Genomic DNA, 19,290 nt, shown 5'->3' on the forward strand with positions numbered 1-19,290 from the left:
CACCGACGGCGCGCCGGAGGACCGGCAGCCGCGGTGCGGGGTAGGAGGGGAACTCCGTCGACCCTCCCCGACGTGGGCGGCCCGCGTCAAACATCCGGCTGGCTTCTCCACCCGCACGTCGTAATGTGAGTCACATGCCTCATTCCATTCTCGGGACCGCCGTGCGGCGGATCGAGGACCCCGACCTGATCACCGGAGCCACCACCTACGTCGGCAACATCGTCGCCGGCCGCACGGACGTGCTGCACGCGGCGTTCGTCCGCTCGCCCCTCGCGCACGCGCTCGTCACCGGGATCGACACCTCCGCGGCCGCGGCGGCCGAGGGCGTCGTCGCCGTCTACACCGCCGCGGACCTCGGGCTCCCCGCGCACCACGGGCTGATGGTGCTCAACCCCGACATGCCCCGCCCGCCCCTGGCCACCGACCGGGTCCGCTTCGTCGGCGAGGCCGTGGCGCTCGTCGTCGCCGAGTCGAAGGCGGCGGCGGTCGACGCCGCCGAACTGGTCGAGGTCGACTACGACCCGCTGCCCGCCGTCGTCGACGCCGAGGCGGCGCTCGCACCCGACGCCCCGCTGCAGTTCCCCGACGCCGGGTCCAACGTGGCCGGCGGGCTGCGCTCGGCCGAGGGCGCCGCCGTGCTCGACGGCGCCGAGGTCGTGGTCCGGGCGCGCATGGTCAACCAGCGCATCGCGGTCGTGCCGCTCGAGGGCAACGCGATCCTGGCCGACCCGACCGACGCCGACCACACGCTCGTCGTGCACGTCTCGACCCAGATGCCGCACGGCTTCCGTGCCCAGCTCGCCGGGCTGTTCGGGCTGGAGGCCGACGCGGTGCGGGTGATCGCGCCCAACGTCGGCGGCGGTTTCGGCGGCAAGGCCGGGGTGCTCGCCGAGCACACCGCGACGGTGGGCGCCGCGCGGGCGCTGGGCCGGCCGGTCGCGTGGGTCGAGACGCGCTCGGAGAACCTCGTCTCGATGCCGCACGGCCGCGGCCAGGTCGCCTACTACGAGCTCGGCCTGACCCGCGAGGGCCGGATGACCGGGCTGCGCTGCCGGGTCGTCGGCGACGCGGGCGCCTACGCCGGGTTCGGCGGTGCGCTGCCGCTGCACATGACCTACGTGATGGCGCCGGGCGTCTACGACATCCCCGAGGTGGGGTACGACGCCGTCGCGGCGCTGACCAACACCACGCCGATGGGGGCGTTCCGCGGGGCGGGCCGGCCGGAGGCGGCCGCGCACCTCGAGCGGCTGGTCGACATCGCCGCGGCCGAGCTGGACATCGACCCGGCGGAGCTGCGCCGGCGCAACTTCCTCGACCCGGCCGCGTTCCCGCTGACCACGCCGGTCGGCGCGAACTACGACGTGGGCGACTACGACCTGCCGCTGCGCGAGGCGCTGCGGCTGGCCGACTACGAGAAGCTCCGCGAGGAGCAGGTCACCCGCCGCGAGTCCGGTGACCCGGTGCAGCTGGGTATCGGCATGTCGGTCTACGTGGAGATCACCGCGGGCGGCGGGGGCAGCGAGTACGGGTCGGTGCGGGTGCACCCGGACGGGACGGCCACGGTGCAGGCCGGGACCTCGGCGCACGGGCAGGGGCACGCGACGTCGTTCGCGATGCTCGTGTCGGACCGCCTCGGCATCCCCATGGAGAAGATCACCTACGAGCAGTCCGACACCGCCAGCGTCCCGCGCGGCGGTGGCACCGGCGGCTCGCGGTCGCTGCAGATGGGCGGGTCCGCGGTGCGGGTCGCCGCCGACGACGTGCTCAAGGAGGCCGTCCAGCGGGCCGCGGCGCTGCTCGAGGCCAACCCGGACGACGTCGCGCTGACCGACGACGGGGAGTTCGGCGTCACCGGCGTGCCGTCGGCCACCGTGACCTGGGAGCAGGTCGCGGCCGAGGGCGAGATCTTCGCGGGTGTCGACGAGCAGCAGGCCGACGCGACCTACCCCTTCGGCGCACATCTGTCGGTCGTCGAGGTGGACACGCTGACCGGGCTGGTGCGGCCGCGTACGCACATCGCGGTCGACGACTGCGGGCGGGTGCTCAACCCGCTGCTGGTCGAGGGGCAGCAGCACGGCGGGCTGGCGCAGGGCATCGCCCAGGCGCTCTACGAGGAGGTCCTCTACGACCCGGAGGGCAACCCGACCACCGCCACGCTCGCCGACTACCACATCCCCACCGCGGCGGACCTCTTCGCCTTCCAGGCGGTCACCACCGAGACGCCCACCCCGCGCAACGTGCTCGGGGCGAAGGGCATCGGCGAGTCGGCGACGATCGGCTCGACGCCGGCGGTGCAGAACGCGATCGTCGACGCGCTGCGGCCGTACGGGGTCACGCACGTCGATCTGCCGTGCACGCCGGAGCGCATCTGGCGGGCGATCCAGGCCGGCGGCGGGGACCCGTGGCGCGAGCCCGCGGACGTCTTCGGCGCGCTGCCGCTGCGGGGCGGGGACTCGCAGGACGAGTCCGGCGCGATCTGAGGGCGCCCGGCGGCCGGACGGCCGCATGATCGACGGGCCGGTTCGGCCGTCCGGGGGTGGGTGCGCCGGGCACCCACCCCCGGGGCTGTGAACCGGCCCGTCGTGGCGCAGACTCTTGCCCGTGACTCGAGGAGCGAGCGTGGAGCGCACGCGATGAGGCTGGCCACCATCCGGACCGCCGCGGGGACGCGCGCCGTCCGGGTCGACGCGACGGGGGCGACCGAGACCGGCGATGCGGACCTGCGCGCCCTGCTCTCCCGGCCGGACTGGGCCGAGCACGCGGCGGCCGCGGCCGGCCCGTCGCACCCCGTCGAGGGGCTCGACTACGCGCCGCTGGTGCCCTCTCCCGAGAAGATCATCTGCGTCGGTCTGAACTACCGCGACCACGTCCTCGAGATGGGCAACGAGCTGCCCGAGTACCCCACGGTGTTCGCGAAGTACGCGCCCGCGCTCGTCGGCGCGCACGACGAGATCGAGCTGCCCACCGTCTCCGAGCAGGTCGACTACGAGGCCGAGCTGGCCGTCGTCATCGGGAAGCCCGTGCGTCACGCCGACGAGGCCGCGGCGGCGGCGGCGATCGCCGGCTACACGATCCTCAACGACGTCAGCGTGCGCGACTACCAGAACCGCACCAAGCAGTTCCTGCAGGGCAAGACCTTCGAGCACAGCACCCCGCTGGGCCCGGTGCTGGTCACGCCCGACGAGCTGCCCGAGGGCGGCTGGGCGATCTCCTCGACGCTCGACGGCGAGGTCATGCAGAGCTCGACCACCGACCAGCTGGTGTTCGGCGCCGTCGACCTGATCGTCTACCTGTCGGCGATCCTCACGCTCAACCCGGGCGACGTGATCGCCACCGGCACCCCGGGCGGCGTGGGCCACGCGCGCCGGCCCCCGCGGTACCTGACGGACGGCGCCGAGCTGGTCACCGCGATCGCCGGCATCGGCGAGTGCCGCAACGTCTGTCGGCTCACGAAATGACCCGGACGCTCGAGCTGTCGCTGGCGTGGGCCGGCGACGGTGCGGCGCACCTGCGCGGGCTCATGGACCGGATGGGCGACGAGGCCTTCCAGGCCCCGTCCGCCCTGCCCGGCTGGACGCGCGCGCACGTGCTCAGCCACGTCGCCCGCAACGCCGAGGCGATGATGAACCTGCTGCACTGGGCGCGAACGGGGGAGGAGACCCCCGCCTACGCCGACGACACCCAGCGGGACGCGGACATCGCCACCGGGGCGCAGCGCGACCCGGCCGCGATCCGCGAGGACGTGGTCGCGACCTCGGACAAGCTCGCGCAGGTCGTGAAGGCGATGCCCGAGGAGGCGTGGTCGCGCAGCATCCGCGACCGGCAGGGCCGCGAGGTGCCGGCGACCGAGATCGCCTGGATGCGGGCGCGGGAGATGTGGATCCACTCCGTCGACCTCGACGTCGGCGCCTCCTTCGAGGACTTCCCGCAGCCCATGCTGTGCGAACTCGTCGCCGACGTGGCGGCGAACCTGGCGGCGCGGCCCGGAACCCCGGCGGTGCGGCTCGTCGCGGGCGACCGCGACCAGGCGTGGACGACCGCGGCCGAGGGCACCTCGCCTGCCCTCTCGGTCGAGGCGCCCGTCGCCGACCTGGCGGAGTGGGTGTCGGGGCGCGGGCGCTCGCGCCGGATCAGGGCCGTCACGCCCGAGGGCGAGCCGACGCAGGTCCCGGAGCTGCCCGCCTGGCTGTAGGGCCCGCTTCGCCGCAGCCTCGGTCCCAGCCCTCGGTCAGAGCCCACGGTCGGAGCCCTCGGTCAGGGGCGGTCGCGGCGGGTGAGCTCGTCGAGCCTCGTCTGCACCTCCTCGAGGCGGGTGAGGGTCTCGTCGAGGCGGGCGTGCAGGACCGCCACCTCGGCCGTCAGCAGGGCGACCGCGCCCGGGTCCTCGGCCGAGGCCTCCGGCGACGCGGCGGCGGCAGCCGGGACGCCGGGTTCGAGGCCGGTCGGGCGGCCCTCGAGCACGACCTGCACCCCGCCCGCGAGCTCGGCGAACCGGTCGGGACCGAGCACCGGGCGGTCGGCGGCGCAGTTGCGGCAGACCGGGAGGAGCCGCCGCCAGCCGACGCTTCCGGCCCCCGAGTCCGCCAGCAGGTCGGCCGGGCGGCCGCACTCGCAGCGCCCGATGCGGACGATCTTGACCCGTTGGCGGGCGTACCGCAGGCCGCGCTCGTAGCGCCGGTACCGGCCCGACGCCGCGATCTCCAGCAGCACGGCGCTGCGATGGTCCGGCTCGCACGCCAGATCGCGCGCGGCACCCATCTCGTGGAAGCAGTAGAACCCGCAGTCACACCAGCGCGACGGGCAGGCGTGCCGCGAGCCGTGCGCGCAGATGGCGTCGTCCACCGCGCGGTAGACGTGCGCCCTGCCGAGGGTCACGCCGCTGAACCCGCAGCTCGCGCCGTCGGCGGCGAGCATCGGGTACGCCAGCTTGAACCCCGGCAGGGGCTCGTCGGAATGTTCGCGCGGGCTGCGGGCGAAGGGACCGCCCACCGACCCGGCCCGGTCAGACCCGGGCGGGACGCTCGGCCGGGGTGTCCTCCGCCAGGGCGGCGGTGACGACCGGGACCGTGTCGTGCGCCTGTGACGCGGGCTCGCGGGTCTCGGCGAGGCGCTCGGCCTCCCGGTCGACCGCGACACCCTCCGCAAGCTTCCTGCCCAACCTCATGACGCCTCCCGGTTGTAGCGGTGAACGCTTGCGTATCAGGCTGATCCTTCGCCGCGGAGTTGTCCAGAGGAGGCGATGCCGACCGTGTACCTCCTCGCCCGGACGGCGGCACCCCTGCCTGCAGCGGGTGCGCAATGACGGGATTCCTCGCCCGTTCGAGGTGATGCGGGGCTCGGGCCCCCGGTTCCGCCGCTCGGGCGTAGGCCGCCCGCGCCCTTCCGCCCACCCGCGCCGGGCGTCGTGCGGGCCGTCGACCGGGTGTGCGACGGGACGGGCGGATGTGGGGCCGGGCTCGGGGGGTGTGCCGGGCCCCGATCGGTGTGGCAGGCCCGGATGGGGTGTGGCAGGCCCGGATGGGGTGTGGCAGGCCCGGATAGGGTGTGGCAGGTGTGGACGGCTGTGGCCGGGCCGGAGAGGCGTCGACGACGAGGGCGAAGGAGACGGCGTCGAACGGTCTAAGCAGACCGCGCTCGACCGTCCGGCCGGGGCAGACGACCTGCACCGCGGCCGCGCCGTTCCCCGCGACGGCGCCGCCGCCCGGTTCGGCGGGCAGCACCGAGGCCCGGGGCACCGGGGAGACCACGGTGTCCCCGGTCGACACGACGTCCGCGTCTCCCGCGCCCACCGGGTCGGCACCGGTCCCGGTCGGCCGGGACCCAGGGCGTCCGGCGGCGGGGAACCCGACGACGACAACACCCCGCGTTCCACCGCCCAAGTCGGTCCGCCCGCCGTAGGGTGCGCGCGTGAGCACGCCATGAGTGCGGTCCCGGACTTCGCCGCCGTCCGTGCCGAGTTCGGCCTGCCCGCCGACGGCACGGCCTTCCCACCGGCGGTGCTCGCCGAGGCCGAGCGCGCCGCCGCCGCGGGCCCGGACGACCCCCGCTCCGGCCCCCGCGTCGACGCCACCGACGTCCCGCTCGTGACCATCGACCCGTCGGGCTCGAAGGACCTGGACCAGGCGGTCGGCCTCGTCCGCACGCCCCGCGGTTTCCTCGTGCACTACGCGATCGCCGACCTCGGGGCCGTCGTCGAGCCCGGCGGGCCGCTCGACACCGAGGTCCGCCGCCGCGGCCAGACCCTCTACCTGCCCGACGGCGCGGTCCCGCTGCACCCGCCGGTCCTGTCCGAGGACGCCGCGAGCCTGCTGCCCGACGGGCCGCGCGCGGCCGTGCTCTGGCGCATCGAGCTCGACCGCGAGGGCGCGGTCGTGAGCGCCGACGTCCGGCGGGCGCTGGTGCGCTCCCTGGCGCGGCTGGACTACGCGGGGGTGCAGGCCGCGGTGGACGCGGGCTGCCCGCACCCGGCGATCTCCGCCCTGGCCGAGCTGGGCCCGCTGCGCCGTGCCCGGGCCGTCGCGCGTGGGGCGATCGAGCTGGAGCTGCCGGAGCAGGAGGTCGTGCCGGACGGGACCGGCTGGACGGTCCGGGTGCGCCGCCGCACGGCGGTGGAGGACTGGAACGCGGAGATCTCGCTGCTCACCGGGCAGGTCGCGGCGCAGATGATGCTCGACGCCGGGATCGGGGTGCTGCGCACGCTCCCCGCGCCGGACCCCGAGGCCGTGGCCGCGCTGCGGGCGACCGCGCTCGAGCTGGGGCTGGACTGGCCCGAGGGCGAGTCGCCGGCGCGGGTGCTCGCCGGGCTGCCCCGCCCCGCCGACGGCGCCGATCCGGCCGACCGGCGTGCGCTGGCCGTCCGGCGGGCCGCCACGACGCTGCTGCGCGGTGCGGCCTACGCGTCCATCGGCGCGGGGACACCGCCGCCCGCGGACCCGGGGCACGGGGGTATCGGGGCGCCGTACGCGCACGTCACCGCACCCTTGCGACGCCTGGTCGACCGGTTCGGCAGCGAGGTCTGCCTGGCCCTCGCGGCCGGGCGGGAGGTGCCCGGCTGGCTGGCGGAGGCGCTCCCGACGCTGCCCGGCGTGATGAGCGCGTCGGACACCCAGGCCGCCCGGGTGGACCGGGCCTGCACGGACCGCACCGAGGCGGCGGTGCTGGCCGGCCGGGTGGGGGAGGAGCTCGAGGTCGTGGTGTTGCGCCGGGAACCGGGCGAGGTCTTCCTCGCCGATCCGCCGGTCCTGGCGAAGTGCGACGGCGCGCTCGCGCCCGGCACGCTCGCCCGCGCCCGGCTCGTCGAGGCCGATCCCGCGACGGGTCGGGTGAGGTTCGCCTTACCTGACTGACCCCTCCCTGCTCAACCCCGATCGAGTGTCCGCACCGACACGCTCCGCGACGGCCCCCAGCGGGCTAGCGTCGGCCGCCGGCACGAACCGGCGGGGTGGAGGACGAGGGTGGCGCAGGTCAGGTACGGGATCGAGCACGAGCTGGCGTTCCGCCGCGCCGACGGCGCGTTCGCCGACTTCACGAACACCACCTTCGAGGAGCTGCAGGGCATCGTCGACGCCCTGCCCGAGGACCCCGCCGACTATCCCGACCTGCGGATCGGTGACCAGGGCATCAAGCGCAAGCGGTGGTACGTCGAGGGGTTCGAGCGCTTCGACGACGCGGGCGGGCTCGTGCGGTGCGACCCGAAGGGCATCGAGATCCGCACCCGGATCCACGACTCCGTGGAGGAGACGGTCGCGGCGCTGACGACCGACCTGGGGGCGCTGGAGCGCGAGGCGGCCACCCGCGGGCTGGAGCCGTACCCGATCGGGTTCAATCCCGTGCGGTCGAGCTACCCGATCGTCCCGGAGCTGAACGCCTGGGAGCGCGCCCACCGCACGGGTTCGCCGGAGGAGCGCACCGCGCACCTGCACATGGTCACCCACGGACCGGATCTCAACCTGTCCGTCGCGGGGCTCGGCGGCGCCGCCCTGGTCGACGTCGGGGAGAAGCTCACCCACTACAGCCCCTGGCTCGTGCCGCTGGCCTTCTCCTCGCCCTTCCGCGACGGGGTGCCCTGGGGCGGGCTGTCGGCCCGGACGGCCGTGCGCACGGGGCTGCGACCCGCGGCGATGGTGTTCCTCGAGCCCGGTTCACCGCACGCGGTCGCGTCCGACCCCTCGCTCACCCAGCCCGCGCGGCTGCCGGCGGAGGTCGGGCGGATCGAGTTCAAGGCGTTCGACACCTGCCCCGACCCCGTGCTGTACGGCGAGCTCCTCAGCCTGCTGACCGGCCTCGTGCTCGACGACACCCTGCCGGGCCGGCGGCGCACCCCGGACGCCGCGTTGCACCGGCACGTCGCCGTGGAGGGGCTGGCGGATCCGGAGACACACGCCCGGACCGGTGCCCTGCTCGACGCGGCGGAGCGGGCGCTGGCGGACCGGCCGGCGGACCTGGCCCGGATGGTCGCGCTGCGCGAGCGGTGGCGGGCCCGCGACTGCCCGGCCGCGACGATGCTCGCCCGGCGGCCGGTCACGACGTGAGCGGAGCGGACGGTGCCCCCTTCCCTGACGAACGGGGGCGCCGTCCACCGGGTCAGTGGTAGGTGTGCGCCTCGTCCGGGTAGGCCCCGCCGCGGACGTCCTCGGCGTAGGCGCGGGCCGCGTCGAGCAGGATCCCGCCCAGGTCGGCGTAGGGCTTGACGAAGCGCGGCTTGCGGCCCCGGTTCATCCCGGCCATGTCGGACCAGACGAGCACCTGCGCGTCGCAGTCCGGGCCGGCGCCGATACCGATCGTCGGGATCGTGAGCTCCGCGGTGACCCGCTTCGCGACCTCGCCCGGCACCATCTCCAGCACGACGGCGAACGCGCCCGCCTCCTGCAGCGCCAGGGCGTCGTCGACCAGGCGCTGCTCGCCGGACTGGCCGCGACCCTGGATCCGGAACCCGCCGAGGGCGTGCTCGCTCTGCGGGGTGAAGCCGAGGTGCGCCATGACCGGGATGCCGGCGGCGGTGAGCGCCTGGACCTGCGGGGCGTAGTGGGCGCCGCCCTCGAGTTTGACGGCGTGCGCGCCGCCCTCCTTCATGAACCGGAAGGCGGTCTCGAGGGCCTGCGCGGGGGAGACCTGGTAGCTGCCGAAGGGCAGGTCGGCCACCACGAGGGCGTGCTTCGCGCCCCGGACCACCGCCTTGACCAGCGGCATCAGCTCGTCGACGGTGACGGGCAGGGTGTTGTCGTGGCCGAAGACGTTGTTGCCGGCGGAGTCGCCGACGAGCAGGACCGGGATGCCGGCCTCGTCGAAGATCTCCGCGGAGTAGACGTCGTAGGCGGTGAGCATCGGCCAGCGCTCGCCGCGGTGCTTCATCTCGGTGAGGTGGTGCACCCGGGTGCGCTTCTGCCGGGCGGCGCTGCGGTAGGGCGCCTGCACCTCACCGTTCGCAGAGCCGACTGCAGAGCCGTTCGCAGAGCCGTCCGCACCGTTCGCGGGGGTGCCGTCGCCGGGCGTGCCGGTGGTGTCGCGGGACATCGTCGTCCGTCCTCCCTCGAGGCCTGCGCAGCAGGTCCCCGGGTCGTCTGGGTCCTTCTCGGGTCGTGCGCCGTGAGCGTGACACCCGGCGCCCGCCGGGCGCACGGTCCGGCGACGCACCTCACACGGTGGGGTGCGCGGCGCCGGGTCCCGCTCACCGCACCCCGGGTGGCGGCCCGCGCCGCCACTGTCATGCTGGCGCGGTGCCTGGCTCCGTGTCGTCGCGCCGTCGCTCCCCGTTCGGGCTGCCCCACCTGGGCGTACGGGCCCTGACCGCGCTGGTCGCGGTCGTGGCCGCCGTCGCCCTCGCGGCGTGTTCCGCCCCGACCACGCCCGCGCCGACCGCGGCCGCCGCCACCCCGGCGGGTGATCCTGCGCAGGATCCGGCGCTGGCCCGCTTCTACGGCCAGAAGCTGCAGTGGGGCGCCTGCACCGACTACGCGGCCTCGCCCGACGTCGCGGACCAGTACCGCGACCCGCGCTACCAGTGCGCGAAGCTCGAGGTCCCGCTCGACTACGCGCAGCCGGACGGCAAGACGGTGAAGATCGCCGTCCTGCGCTCGAAGGCGACCGACCAGGCCCACCGGATCGGCTCGCTGCTGGTCAACCCGGGTGGCCCCGGCGTCTCCGGCACGGAGCTCGTGCCGTCCATGGTCAAGTCCACGGAGAACTCGCCGGTGCAGGCGCGGTTCGACCTCGTCGGCTTCGACCCGCGCGGGGTCGGGGTCAGCGAGCCCTCGATCGACTGCCTGACCGACGCCGAGCAGGACCAGTACCGGGCCACGGTCTACGCGGACCCGTCCCCGGCCGGGGTCGCCGCGCTGGAGGCGCACAACAAGCAGTACGCCGACCGCTGCACCGCCCGGATGGGCGCGGACGTGCTCGCGCACCTGGGCACCCGCGAGGTCGTGAAGGACCTCGACGTGCTGCGCGCGGCCCTGGGCGACGAGAAGCTGACCTACTACGGCTACTCGTACGGGACGTCGATCGGCTCGACCTACGCCGAGGCCTTCCCGACCCGGGTCCGGGCGATGGTGCTCGACGGCGCGGTCGACCCGACCCAGGACACGGTGGAGACCAACATCGACCAGAGCGCCGGCTTCCAGCAGGCCTTCGACGCCTACGCGACCTGGTGCACGACCCAGCCGAACTGCCCGCTCGGCACCGACCCGAAGGCCACGACCGCGACCTGGCAGAAGATCGCGCAGCCGCTGATCGACCACCCTGCCAAGACCTCGGACCCCACCCGCACGCTGTCCTTCTCCGACGCGATCACCGGAGTGCAGCAGGCGCTGTACCTGCGCTCCCTGTGGCCGGCGCTGTCGCTGGGCATCTCCAAGCTCGCCGCGGGCGACGGCTCGGTCCTGCTCACCCTCGCCGACTTCTACTACAAGCGCACCAACGGGAAGTACGACAACACGCTCGAGGCCTTCCAGGCGATCACCTGCATGGACAACGACCGCGTCACCGACCCGGCGCAGGTCGCGAAGCTCAACGAGGGCGTGGTGGCCGCGGCGCCGTTCACGGCGACCGGCCGCGGGGCCGTCGACGCCAAGGACCCGTGCGCGTTCTGGCCCGTCCCGCCGACGATGGAGCCGCACCGGCCGGAGGCGAACGGGCTGGCCCCGGTCGTCGTCGTCTCGGTGACGGGCGACCCGGCCACGCCGTACCAGGCCGGCGTCGACCTCGCGCAGGACCTGAACGGGCGGCTGCTGAAGGTCGACGGCAACCAGCACACCGCCGGTTACCAGGGCAGCGGCTGCATCGACGACAAGCTCACGGCGTACCTGGTCGACGGCACCCTGCCGGCCGAGGGCGCCGAGTGCACGTTGCCGGCGCAGTGACCCCGCACCGAGCCTCACCCGTTCGCGCCGCGGTGTCGCACATCCTGAGCAGCCACGAAACATTCACGTAACACGGCATTCCTAGCCTGGCGGCCATGGACCGCCAGCAGGAATTCGTGCTGCGCACGCTCGAGGAACGCGACATCCGCTTCGTGCGGCTGTGGTTCACCGACGTGCTCGGCTATCTCAAGTCGGTGGCGGTGGCCCCCGCCGAGCTCGAGGGGGCGTTCGCGGAGGGCATCGGGTTCGACGGCTCGGCGATCGAGGGCTTCGCCCGGGTCTACGAGTCGGACATGGTCGCCCGTCCCGATCCCTCCACCTTCCAGGTGCTGCCCTGGGAGACCGCCAACGGCGAGCACTACTCGGCGCGCATGTTCTGCGACATCGCCATGCCGGACGGCTCGCCGTCGTGGGCCGACCCGCGGCACGTGCTGCGGCGCGCCCTGTCCAAGGCCGGCGAGGCCGGCTTCACCTGCTACGTGCACCCCGAGATCGAGTTCTACCTGTTGCGCGACCTGCCGTCGGACGGGTCACCGCCGATCGCCGCCGACTCCGGCGGCTACTTCGACCAGGCCAGCCACGACGTGGCGCCGCACTTCCGCCGCAACGCCATCGAGACGCTCGAGTCGATGGGCATCTCGGTCGAGTTCAGCCACCACGAGGGCGGGCCGGGCCAGCAGGAGATCGACCTGCGCTACGCCGACGCGCTCACCATGGCCGACAACATCATGACCTTCCGCTACGTGGTGAAGGAGGTGGCGCTGACCCAGCGCGTGCGGGCGTCGTTCATGCCCAAGCCCTTCACCGACCACCCCGGGTCGGCCATGCACACGCACTTCTCGCTCTTCGAGGGCGACCGCAACGCCTTCCACGACCCGGACGACCCGTACGAGCTCTCCGCGACGGGCAAGGCGTTCGTCGCCGGGGTGCTGCGGCACGCGCGCGAGATGAGCGCCGTGACCAACCAGTGGGTCAACTCGTACAAGCGGCTGATCTCCGGCGGCGAGGCGCCGACGGCGGTGTCGTGGGGCCACGCCAACCGCTCGGCGCTGGTCCGGGTGCCGATGTACTCGCCCGGCAAGTCGTCGACCCGGCGGGTGGAGATCCGCACGCTGGACAGCGCCTGCAACCCGTACCTGGCGTTCGCGGTGATCCTCGGGGCCGGCCTGCAGGGCGTGCAGAAGGGCTACGAGCTGCCCCCCGCCACCGAGGACGACGTCTGGTCGCTCACCGACACCGAGCGTCGCGCCCTGGGCTACGAGGCCCTGCCGCAGAACCTCACCGAGGCCCTCGGCGCGATGGAGCACTCGGAGCTGGTCGCGGAGATCCTCGGCGAGCACGTGTTCGACTTCTTCCTGCGCAACAAGCGGGCGGAGTGGGACAACTACCGGCGCAACGTCACGCCGTACGAGCTGGCGACCTACCTGCCCGTCCTCTGACCTGCGATGACGCAGTATGGAACCATAATGTCGATTCTGGCCGTCGATTCCGTCGTCATGGTTCCGTAATGCATTCGGAATGGGTCCGGCTCGAGCGGTACGACGGGCCCTGGGAGCCGGACGACCCGGACGCCAACTTCAAGGCCGAGGTGGCCGACTACGGCCGCCTCGACCCGCTGCAGACGCTCCGCGGGCTCAGCGCGCACACCGGCGTCCCGGTCGGCGCGCTGGCCCGGTACGTCCTCGCCCGGTTCGCGACGACGGGTTCGGGCGGGCTCCTCGAGCTCGGCCCGGCGATGGTCGAGCGGCTGCGCGAGCCGGTCCGGCGGGCCGAGGCGGAGGGGACGGACGAGGCGCGCCTCGCGGCGTACCGCGAGCTCGCCGCCCTGCTCGGCTGGCTCGGCGCGCCGCTGGACGATCCGGATCTCTACCCGGGCGCGTAACGGGCGGTGAACCGTGCCCGCAACGGGGCCGCGATAGGGCAGGATCGGTCGACGTGGCGGAACGTACCCGGACCTCGCTCGCCCGCCTCGGCCTGACCGAGCCGTGGGCGGAGCAGACCCTGGCCGAGCTCGGCTGGTGGGTCGAGGACCGGCCCGTGGCGGGCGCCGAGCCGATCATGTGGGCGCTGGCCCGCTCGCCCGATCCCGATCTCGCGCTGCGGCAGGTCGAGCGCTTCGCGAAGGCCGCCGGGGACTGGCGGGCCGTCGACGCGGAGCTGCGCACCGACCTGGGGCTGCGCGGCCGGATGCTCGCCCTGCTGGGGGCCTCCACGGCGCTGGGCGACCACCTGGTCACACACCCCGACCGCTGGCGGCTGCTCGCCGACGGCCCGGAGCGGCACGACCCGCCGCCGGACCTCGCCCGCCGCGCCGCCAACCTCCTCCGCGCCGTCGGCGCCGATCCCGACGCGCCGGCGTCGGGCGGTCCGGGCGGGGCCCGCGCCCAGATGACCGGGGCGGCCGCGATCACCGCGCTGCGCACGGCGTACCGCGACGAGCTGCTCGGGCTCGCCGGGGCCGACCTCGCCGCCGTCGGGGAGACGTCCCTGCCGGTGATGGAGGTCGACGAGGTCGCCGCGCAGCTCGCCGACCTGGCCGCGGCCGCGATCCGGGCGGCGCTGGCCGTCGCGCTGGAGGAGGTGGACCCGCCCGACGACGTCCGGCTCGCGGTGATCGGCATGGGCAAGTGCGGCGGGCACGAGCTCAACTACGTCAGCGACGTCGACGTGATCTTCGTGGCCGAGGGCGACACGCAGGCCGCCTCCCGGCTCGCGAGCCGGGTGATGCGGATTGCGGGGGAGGCCTGCTTCCAGGTCGACGCCAACCTGCGGCCGGAGGGCCGGCAGGGCGCGCTGGTCCGCACGCTCGACGGGCACGTCAGCTACTACAAGCGCTGGGCCAAGACCTGGGAGTTCCAGGCGCTGCTCAAGGCGCGGCCGATCGCCGGCGACGAGGAGCTGGGCGCCGCCTACACCGAGGCCGTCGCGCCGATGGTGTGGAACGCGGCCAGCCGGGACGACTTCGTGCAGGACGTGCAGGCGATGCGCCGCCGCGTCGAGGAGCACGTCCGCCCGGAGCACGCCGACCGGGAGCTCAAGCTGGGCCGCGGCGGGCTGCGCGACGTCGAGTTCGCGGTGCAGCTGCTGCAGCTCGTGCACGGCCGCACGGACGAGTCGCTGCGCTCGCCGTCGACGTTGGAGGCGCTGGCCGCGCTCGCCGAGGGCGGGTACGTCGGGCGCGACGACGGCGCCAACCTCGCCGCCTCCTACCGCTTCCTGCGGCTGCTGGAGCACCGGCTGCAGCTGCAGCGGATGCGCCGCACCCACCTGCTCCCGGCGAAGGACGACACGGACGGGCTGCGCTGGCTCGCCCGCGCCGCGCGGCTGCGCCCGGACGGCCGGCACGACGTCGTCGGGGTGCTGCTCACGGAGTGGTCGCGCAACGCCCGGCGGGTCCGGCGGCTGCACGAGAAGCTGTTCTACCGGCCGCTGCTGCAGTCGGTGTCGCGGCTGTCGCCGGAGGAGTCCCGGCTCTCGGAGAAGGCCGCGGCGGCCCGGCTCAAGGCGCTGGGCTGGGCCTCGCCGGAGGGCGCGCTCGGGCACCTGCGGGCCCTGACCGGCGGGGTGTCCCGCGCGGCGTCGATCCAGCAGACGCTGCTGCCGGTGCTGCTGGAGGAGCTCGCCGCCACACCCGATCCGGACCGCGGCCTGCTGGCCTACCGGCAGGTGTCGGAGGCGTTGGCCACCACGCCCTGGTACCTGCGGCTGCTGCGGGACGAGGGGTTGGTCGCCGAGCGGCTGATGCGCCTGCTGGGCACGTCCGCGCTGGTCCCGGACCTGCTGGTGCGCGCCCCGGAGATCCTGCGCGTGCTGGCCGCGCCCAACCCCGGCCAACCCGACGAGCTGAAGCGCGACCCGGCCGTCGTCGGGCAGTGGCTCCTGGCCGCCGTCGCCCGGCAGCACGACCTCACCTCCGCGGTCGCCTCGGCGCGCTCGATGCGCCGGCACGAGATGCTGCGGGTGGCCTGCGCCGACCTGCTCGGCGCGCTCACCGTCGCCGAGGTGTGCGAGGCGCTGTCCACGGTGTGGGTCGCGGTGCTGCGCGCGACGCTCGACGCCACGGTCAAGGAGATCTCCGCGGGCGAGCCGCCGAAGGCCCGGATCGCGGTGATCGGGATGGGCCGGCTCGGCGGCGCCGAGCTCGCCTACTCCTCCGACGCGGACGTGCTGTTCGTGTGCGAGCCGGCCGACGAGTCGATCACGGACGCGCAGGCGGTCAAGTTCGCGACGACCGTCGTCGAGGCCGTGCGGCGGCAGCTCGGTGCGCCCAGCCCGGACCCGGCGCTGCAGGTCGACGCGGACCTGCGGCCCGAGGGGCGTTCCGGCCCGCTGGTGCGGACCCTGCACTCCTACCGCGAGTACTACGCCCGCTGGGCGGAGGTCTGGGAGGCACAGGCGCTGCTGCGGGCCCGGCCGGTCGCCGGCGACCCGGAGCTGGGCCGGCGGTTCATGGAGCTGATCGAGCCGATCCGGTACCCCGCGGACGGGCTGACGACGGCCCAGGTGACCGAGATCCGGCGGATCAAGGCCCGGGTCGACGACGAGCGCCTGCCGCGCGGGGCGGACCGCTCCACCCACACCAAGCTCGGCCACGGCGGGCTCGCCGACGTCGAGTGGACCGTGCAGCTGCTGCAGCTGCAGCACGCCGGGGACATCCCGGAGCTGCGCACCACGTCGACGCTCGAGGGACTGCGCGAGGCGGCCGAGGCGGGCCTGATCGCGGCGGAGGACGCCGCGGAGCTGCGGGCCGGCTGGGAGACCGCGACCCGGGCCCGCAACGCGATCATGCTGGTCAAGGGCAAGCCGGGGGACCAGCTGCCGCGCTCGGGCCGGGAGCTGGCGGCCGTCGCCGCCGCGCTCGGCTACCCGGCCGACGGCGATCCCGGCCGGTTCCTCGACGACTACCGCCGCACCACCCGCCGCGCCCGCACCGTGGTGGAGCGGGTCTTCTACGGCTGGGACTCCTGACTGACCCACCCGCGAGTCGGGCTGTGGGCTTCCGCGAGTCGCGCTGTGGGCTTCCGCGAGTCGCGCTGTGGGCTCCCGCGAGTCGCGAGTTCTGGCGGCGCGGGTCGGGGCTCAGCAGTCGCAGTCGCAGCAGTCGCAGTCCGAGCAGCAGTCGCAGCAGTCGCAGCTCGCCTCGGAGCAGTCGCAGCAGTTCGCGCACGTGTCGCCGCGGCAGAAGCCCTCGCGCGCCTCGCGGGTCCACGGGTCCTCGAAGGTGTCCGCACAGCACATCTGGCAGCTGCAGAACAGCCCGACGGCCACGGCGCACCCCGCGAGTGCCCCACGTGGCGGGCGCGGGCCGGGTCGTGAAGGGACGTCCTCACCGGGCTTCCGCTCGGCATGGACGGTGGCATCGGAGAACGCGTGCCCGATCGACCGCTCGAGCTCGTGCACCAGCAGCCGATGCGCCAACCGCCGGTCCGTCCAGCGCACCTCGTCGAGGGCGAGCCGGATCCCGAGGGCGGCGTCGTCGGCCAGGGCGCGCGCCGCCGCGAGGTCGGTGCCGGTCGCGAGCAGCGGGTTCCACGCTCCGGCGGCGACGTCGGCGGGGAAGTCCTCGACGGCGTCGAGCAAGTGGGCGAGCCGGCCGAACAGCCGCCCGGCCTCGGCGAGCGGTGCCGCATTGTCCGGCCGCCCGGCGAGGACGGCGGTGTGCCCGAAGGCGGCCGCGGTGGCCGTCTCGGTCGGCTCGGTCACGGTGAGCAGGGGCGAGCCGGCGCGCTCCAGCGCCGGCTGGCGGGCGACGGCGTCGAGCAGCACTCCCGGGTCCAGGCCCAGCCCGGCCGCCCCCCTCGACGCCCGCCCGGCCCACCCGGCCGCCAGCCGCCGGGCCGCGGCGGCGACCGGGCGCCGGGCGAACGCGCCGTCCCGGTCGGCGACGTGGTCGGCCAGGGTCGCCGACGCCAGCACCAGGCTCACCGCGGCGGCGAGCCGGGCGCCGTCGCCGGTCGCGACCCGTGCGGTCCGCATGCCGCGCAACGGGCACGGCCCGGCGGTGCGACGGCCCGGGGCGCCGGGGGACTGGGCGTCGAGCAGGACGGAGATGAGCAGCCCGTCGTAGTTGGTGGCGATCCGCGCGGCCTGGCCGTGCTCGTCGCGCAGCGCGTAGCAGAGCCCGCACAGGTGGCCGATCCACTCGGCGCGCAGGGCAGGGGCCAGGGTGTGCCGGCAGGGCCGGACCATGCCGAACACGCGGCGGATCGTAGCGGGGAGCCCGGCGGCCCGGTGCGTGTCGGCCTTCCCCGCCCCGCGCGTCCTCAGTAGCCTCGGGCCGGTCGACAGGGCGGTGCCCGGGACGAAGGGACGACCGATGGCGAACCCGCTGGCCTCCCTGCGGCAGGCGAAGCTCCGGACGGACAAGCTCGAGAACGTCCGGGTGCCGCCGAACACGGAGCGCACGGTGTTCGCGCGGACCGGCCCGGGGGTCGTCGTCTCCCTCTGGATGGCGCTGGGCGGGGGCAACGCCCCGGCCCTGGACGCGCGCCTGCGGGTCTTCTACGACGACGCGCCGACGCCCGCGATCGACATCGACATGGGCACGCTGCTGGCGACGCACTGGGGCGCCGGCAGCGCGAACACCAGCCATTCCTGCACGCACCTGCACGTCGAGATCGACAGTGCGAGCTACCAGACCGCGTTCCTGTCGACCTACCCCCTGCCCTTCGGCAGCTCGATCAGGATCGCCTACCTCAACATCGACGCCGGGCAGACCGCGAGCATCTACTCGATGGCGACCTACAGCCTGACCTCGACCGACGAGGCGGACGGTCGCCGGCTGCGCTGCCAGGGGGTGCGGTACGTCGACCAGAAGGTCACCCGCACGGCCGGCGCCACGACCACGCTCGCGCAGATCACGGGCGGCCCCGGGTCGATCGTCCACCACTCCTACGTCGGGGGAGTCGGGGCCACGAACCTGTCCTGGCTGGAGCGCAACTTCTCGGTCGCCGTCGACGGCGAGCCGACCGCGCAGATCGAGGCGACGGGGACCGAGGACTGGTTCGACAGCGGGTGGTACTTCCACGGTCGCCGCGACTACGGCACCAGCGTCCACAGCTACGTCGGCACGGACCGGCCGGCGGGCAACGTGAACGTGGTGGGCATGGCGACCGACCTGTGGTCGAAGTGGGGCGGGATCCCCTTCACGAGCTCCGCCGTGGTCAGGTCCCTGCCCGAGCCCGCCTGCACCACCGGCGACACCCTCTCCTGGTGCCTCCTCTACTACCAGTGAGGGGCCCTGCGAAATCCGTGGCGGCGCACGGACCGCCGTCCTACGGTCACCGGCATGCCCTCCACCGGCGCGATCCTCGCCTTCCTGGCCGCGTCGCTGGTGCTGGTGGTGATCCCCGGCCCGAGCGTGTTGTTCATCGTGGGCCGCGCCCTCGCGCACGGCCGCCGCGCCGCGCTGACCAGCGTCGCGGGGAACACGACGGGCGTCGCCGTGCTGGTGGTGGTCGTCGCGCTGGGGCTGGGGGCCGTGGCGGCCGCGTCGGCCGAGGTGTTCACGGTGATCAAGCTCGCGGGTGCCGCCTACCTCGTCTGGCTGGGCGTGCACACCATCCGGCGGCGGGGCGACCTCGTGGCGGCGCTCGCCGCGCCCCGCACCGACCGGCGCCTGTACCTGCAGGGCGTGCTCGTCGGCGTGACGAACCCGAAGGCGCTGGTGTTCTTCGCGGCCGTGCTGCCGGGGTTCCTCGGCCCGCAGACGCCGAACCCGTCGGTGCAGCTGCTGGTCTTCGGCCTGCTCTTCTGCCTGACGGCGGCGGTGCTGGACTCGGCCTGGGGCCTCGCCGCGGGCACGGCGCGGGACTGGTTCGCGACGAGCCCGGCCCGCCTGCGCCGGATGGGCGGCGCGGGTGGGCTGGTGCTCGTCGGGATGGGGGTCGGGCTGGCCCTCACCGGCCGGCACGACTGATCACAGGACCTTGCC

General features: G+C 74.7%; 15 protein-coding genes. 11 read left to right on the forward strand and 4 right to left on the reverse strand.

Going from position 1 to position 19,290, the window contains the following annotated elements:
* The first annotated feature begins 134 nt into the window (after window positions 1-134).
* The 3 genes from LWC33_RS10525 (at window position 135) to LWC33_RS10535 (ending at window position 4,192) form a co-directional block, all read left to right on the forward strand.
* Window positions 135-2,480 (forward strand): xanthine dehydrogenase family protein molybdopterin-binding subunit, encoded by a 2,346-nt coding sequence (locus tag LWC33_RS10525; protein WP_233304096.1) that lies wholly within the window; start codon window positions 135-137, stop codon window positions 2,478-2,480.
* Between the two features lie 153 nt (window positions 2,481-2,633).
* On the forward strand, window positions 2,634-3,458 hold the full coding sequence (locus LWC33_RS10530) for a fumarylacetoacetate hydrolase family protein (protein WP_233304097.1): 825 nt from the start codon (window positions 2,634-2,636) through the stop codon (window positions 3,456-3,458).
* Window positions 3,455-4,192, forward strand: a complete 738-nt coding sequence (locus LWC33_RS10535; protein ID WP_233304098.1) for a maleylpyruvate isomerase family mycothiol-dependent enzyme — start codon at window positions 3,455-3,457, stop codon at window positions 4,190-4,192. Before LWC33_RS10530 ends, LWC33_RS10535 begins: the two co-directional genes overlap by 4 nt.
* A gap of 62 nt (window positions 4,193-4,254) precedes the next feature.
* Here the strand turns inward: LWC33_RS10535 and LWC33_RS10540 are convergent, their stop codons facing one another.
* Both LWC33_RS10540 and LWC33_RS10545 read right to left on the reverse strand, forming a co-directional pair.
* Window positions 4,255-4,989, reverse strand: a complete 735-nt coding sequence (locus tag LWC33_RS10540) for a hypothetical protein (protein WP_233304099.1) — start codon at window positions 4,987-4,989, stop codon at window positions 4,255-4,257.
* A 13-nt stretch (window positions 4,990-5,002) separates the two neighbouring features.
* On the reverse strand, window positions 5,003-5,164 hold the full coding sequence (locus LWC33_RS10545; RefSeq protein WP_233304100.1) for a hypothetical protein: 162 nt from the start codon (window positions 5,162-5,164) through the stop codon (window positions 5,003-5,005).
* A 754-nt stretch (window positions 5,165-5,918) separates the two neighbouring features.
* Here LWC33_RS10545 and LWC33_RS10550 point away from each other — a divergent pair.
* Window positions 5,919-7,346 (forward strand): RNB domain-containing ribonuclease, encoded by a 1,428-nt coding sequence (locus LWC33_RS10550; protein WP_233304101.1) that lies wholly within the window; start codon window positions 5,919-5,921, stop codon window positions 7,344-7,346.
* A 108-nt stretch (window positions 7,347-7,454) separates the two neighbouring features.
* Window positions 7,455-8,531 carry a glutamate-cysteine ligase family protein gene (locus tag LWC33_RS10555; protein ID WP_233304102.1) on the forward strand — a complete coding sequence of 359 codons (1,077 nt, stop codon included), beginning with the start codon at window positions 7,455-7,457 and terminating at the stop codon, window positions 8,529-8,531.
* 52 nt (window positions 8,532-8,583) lie between these two features.
* Here the strand turns inward: LWC33_RS10555 and panB are convergent, their stop codons facing one another.
* Complete coding sequence (gene panB / locus LWC33_RS10560; protein ID WP_233304103.1) at window positions 8,584-9,513, reverse strand: 3-methyl-2-oxobutanoate hydroxymethyltransferase; 930 nt, start codon at window positions 9,511-9,513, stop codon at window positions 8,584-8,586.
* A gap of 203 nt (window positions 9,514-9,716) precedes the next feature.
* Between panB and LWC33_RS10565 the strand changes: the two genes are divergently transcribed.
* The 4 genes from LWC33_RS10565 to LWC33_RS10580 all read left to right on the forward strand — a co-directional run bounded on the left by LWC33_RS10565 (window position 9,717) and on the right by LWC33_RS10580 (window position 16,325).
* Window positions 9,717-11,357 carry an alpha/beta hydrolase gene (locus LWC33_RS10565; RefSeq protein ID WP_233304104.1) on the forward strand — a complete coding sequence of 547 codons (1,641 nt, stop codon included), beginning with the start codon at window positions 9,717-9,719 and terminating at the stop codon, window positions 11,355-11,357.
* A 95-nt stretch (window positions 11,358-11,452) separates the two neighbouring features.
* Complete coding sequence (gene glnA, locus LWC33_RS10570) at window positions 11,453-12,796, forward strand: type I glutamate--ammonia ligase (RefSeq protein WP_233304105.1); 1,344 nt, start codon at window positions 11,453-11,455, stop codon at window positions 12,794-12,796.
* Between the two features lie 68 nt (window positions 12,797-12,864).
* Window positions 12,865-13,239, forward strand: coding sequence for a DUF6027 family protein (locus LWC33_RS10575; RefSeq protein WP_233304106.1), 375 nt, complete (start codon window positions 12,865-12,867; stop codon window positions 13,237-13,239).
* Window positions 13,240-13,292: 53 nt separating this feature from the next.
* Complete coding sequence (locus tag LWC33_RS10580; RefSeq protein WP_233304107.1) at window positions 13,293-16,325, forward strand: bifunctional [glutamine synthetase] adenylyltransferase/[glutamine synthetase]-adenylyl-L-tyrosine phosphorylase; 3,033 nt, start codon at window positions 13,293-13,295, stop codon at window positions 16,323-16,325.
* A gap of 111 nt (window positions 16,326-16,436) precedes the next feature.
* Here LWC33_RS10580 and LWC33_RS10585 read toward each other — a convergent pair whose 3' ends face one another.
* Window positions 16,437-17,555 carry a DUF5685 family protein gene (locus LWC33_RS10585; protein WP_233304108.1) on the reverse strand — a complete coding sequence of 373 codons (1,119 nt, stop codon included), beginning with the start codon at window positions 17,553-17,555 and terminating at the stop codon, window positions 16,437-16,439.
* Window positions 17,556-17,673: 118 nt separating this feature from the next.
* On the opposite strand from LWC33_RS10585, the gene LWC33_RS10590 reads away from it, so the two are divergent.
* Together LWC33_RS10590 and LWC33_RS10595 are read left to right on the forward strand one after the other, a co-directional pair.
* Entirely contained in the window at window positions 17,674-18,591 is a 918-nt protein-coding gene (locus LWC33_RS10590) for a DUF2961 domain-containing protein (protein ID WP_233304109.1), read from the forward strand.
* A gap of 54 nt (window positions 18,592-18,645) precedes the next feature.
* Complete coding sequence (locus LWC33_RS10595; RefSeq protein ID WP_233304110.1) at window positions 18,646-19,275, forward strand: LysE family translocator; 630 nt, start codon at window positions 18,646-18,648, stop codon at window positions 19,273-19,275.
* Window positions 19,276-19,290 lie beyond the last annotated feature (15 nt).

Origin of the sequence: Pseudonocardia terrae, assembly GCF_021343995.1 — a bacterium.
GTDB classification, from domain to species: Bacteria; Actinomycetota; Actinomycetes; order Mycobacteriales; family Pseudonocardiaceae; genus Pseudonocardia; species Pseudonocardia terrae.

Bases quoted from the DNA above. Each gene is read 5' to 3' on its own strand.
- LWC33_RS10530 (WP_233304097.1), top strand. From the start codon at position 2,634: ATGAGGCTGGCCACCATCCGGACCGCCGCGGGGACGCGCGCCGTCCGG.
- LWC33_RS10535 (WP_233304098.1), top strand. From the start codon at position 3,455: ATGACCCGGACGCTCGAGCTGTCGCTGGCGTGGGCCGGCGACGGTGCG.
- LWC33_RS10545 (WP_233304100.1), bottom strand. From the start codon at position 5,164: ATGAGGTTGGGCAGGAAGCTTGCGGAGGGTGTCGCGGTCGACCGGGAG.
- LWC33_RS10575 (WP_233304106.1), top strand. From the start codon at position 12,865: ATGCATTCGGAATGGGTCCGGCTCGAGCGGTACGACGGGCCCTGGGAG.
- LWC33_RS10590 (WP_233304109.1), top strand. From the start codon at position 17,674: ATGGCGAACCCGCTGGCCTCCCTGCGGCAGGCGAAGCTCCGGACGGAC.
- LWC33_RS10550 (WP_233304101.1), top strand. From the start codon at position 5,919: ATGAGTGCGGTCCCGGACTTCGCCGCCGTCCGTGCCGAGTTCGGCCTG.
- LWC33_RS10595 (WP_233304110.1), top strand. From the start codon at position 18,646: ATGCCCTCCACCGGCGCGATCCTCGCCTTCCTGGCCGCGTCGCTGGTG.
- LWC33_RS10525 (WP_233304096.1), top strand. From the start codon at position 135: ATGCCTCATTCCATTCTCGGGACCGCCGTGCGGCGGATCGAGGACCCC.
- panB (WP_233304103.1), bottom strand. From the start codon at position 9,513: ATGTCCCGCGACACCACCGGCACGCCCGGCGACGGCACCCCCGCGAAC.
- glnA (WP_233304105.1), top strand. From the start codon at position 11,453: ATGGACCGCCAGCAGGAATTCGTGCTGCGCACGCTCGAGGAACGCGAC.